The organism is Pseudanabaena sp. PCC 6802, from assembly GCF_000332175.1.
Lineage (GTDB): Bacteria > Cyanobacteriota > Cyanobacteriia > Pseudanabaenales > Pseudanabaenaceae > PCC-6802.
In genome coordinates this window covers 669,790-671,554 of sequence record NZ_KB235910.1, presented here as the reverse complement: position 1 = coordinate 671,554, position 1,765 = coordinate 669,790, and the positions used below count along the sequence as shown (strand labels likewise).

Below are 1,765 nucleotides of genomic sequence, written 5' to 3'. Positions count from 1 at the left end.
AGCCCAAGCAATTCTTTGTTGCCCTCAACCGTAATACCCAAGACGACATAGACCGCTCGCTTGCTCACCCGACCCGACACCTTGATATTCACGTAGAGGGCATCGAGGTAAATGATGGGATATACAGGTTCCAGGGGACGGCACTGCCAAGCCTTGACCTCGTCGCTAACTGCATCAGTGACCTCACTGATGAGTGCGGCGGAGATCTTGGCACCATAGAGTTCTTCGAGTTGAGCACTAATGTCTCGGGTGCTTAATCCCCGTGCATACATAGCCAGGATTTTCTCATCGAGTCCTGCTATTCGCCTTTGGTGTTTCGGTACCAGCACGGGGTCAAACTCGCCGTTACGGTCTCGCGGTATCGACAACTCCATTTCGCCCTGTTGCGACTGCACCGTCTTCTGCGAGTAGCCATTGCGGCTGTTGCGTCGCACAACTTCGTCTTCTACCGCTTCCTCTCCCTTAGGCGTGCTTGATTTGAGGTGATGGCTCAGCTCTCCCGTGAGCGCTCGCTCGATTAGTCGTTGACTCAGTTGCTTCAGTAAGCCCGATTCTCCTAGAATGTCCTCGGGGCTATGGCACTCTGACACCAACTCGTCTAGTAGTTCATCTGTACGATTAGTTGCTTGTTTGCCTCTTAACATGTTGCGGTCTCCTTGGTTTTTGTGATTCTAGACCGCTTACACAAAATTCTGATCAGTCTCGACTTGGGTGATGCCCCGCGCTTTTTACTCACGGATGCCCAACATTGGGAAAGCACGCGCATCATGGAAACTTGGAACTATCGCTGGTCTTGTGAAGTCTTTCATGAGTTCTGCAAGCAAGTTACAGGATTGGAAGCGGCTCAGGTACGCAACCAGCAAGCGGTCAAACGCCACTTGCGTTTATGTTGTCTAGCGCAGTCTTTGCTCCAACGCGTAACGGGCTCGGGCGGAAAATCGGAAAGTTTTTCGTTTGCTAAGGGAACGCAAACCATCGGGCAGAAGCTCCATTCCCTCTCGCGTGAAGCGCTTGCTCAACTACTGGAGTTGGCTCATGGCTTGTTTGCCAACGGACGTTCTATAGCTCAGGTATTGGAGGTGCTTATGCCTGCTTAGATTCATCTGACATTCTGTCCTCGGCTTGAATAACCTTCCAAGTCGTGTACGTTTCCGTTCCTTCTAGCCCTTCACCCCGCACCTTCAACGTATCGGCGGGCAATGCCCCATTCGCGGCAAGGGTAAACGAGCCATCCGCCGCCGTCGTGCGGAGATTGCCAATTTCGATGACCACTCCTGCTAAAGGCTGCCTTGCCGTATTCTGAATGACACCCGATATTCTGGTGGTAGAGACCGGATCTGCCACCACCCGCACCGTCACCGTCTGCGGAATCTCCTGCGTGTCGTTACTGGCGATCAAACCGAACTGATACGTGCCAATCTCCGAGGGTGTGGGCGTAAAAATCAAATTACCATTGCCATCCAGCTTCCCCGTGGGTAGATTTCCCGTGCTCTGCATCCGATAGGTAACGCGATTGCCACTGGCATCAGTCCCCGACAGCGGTACTTCTAGATATCCCCCCGGTCGCACCGTCAAGTCAAAGTTTTGCCCGATCGTATTGCCCAAATCCCGCGTAATTGTCTGAGTAGCCGTCCCCACATTCCCCGCAATATCCGTCGCCTCTACCGTCAGACTATTCGTGCCATTGGCTAAACCGACATTATCGAACTGAAATCCACCCGTACTATTGGATGTCGCGGCTGCATTCGTTGGCAATAACTTCACG

3 protein-coding genes are annotated in these 1,765 nt (G+C 52.7%); 1 reads left to right on the top strand and 2 read right to left on the bottom strand.

Features of this window, described 5'->3' with window-relative positions:
- The coding region (locus tag PSE6802_RS0103405) for an IS256 family transposase (RefSeq protein ID WP_019498659.1) at window positions 1–644 on the bottom strand (644 nt) is incomplete at its 3' end.
- 21 nt (window positions 645–665) lie between these two features.
- On the opposite strand from PSE6802_RS0103405, the gene PSE6802_RS0103400 reads away from it, so the two are divergent.
- Window positions 666–1,097 (top strand): hypothetical protein, encoded by a 432-nt coding sequence (locus tag PSE6802_RS0103400; protein WP_225902635.1) that lies wholly within the window; start codon window positions 666–668, stop codon window positions 1,095–1,097.
- Here the strand turns inward: PSE6802_RS0103400 and PSE6802_RS0103395 are convergent.
- On the bottom strand, window positions 1,084–1,765 hold a 682-nt coding region (locus PSE6802_RS0103395), incomplete at its 5' end, for an Ig-like domain-containing protein (RefSeq protein ID WP_036945135.1). The two genes, PSE6802_RS0103400 and PSE6802_RS0103395, sit on opposite strands and share 14 nt — an antisense overlap.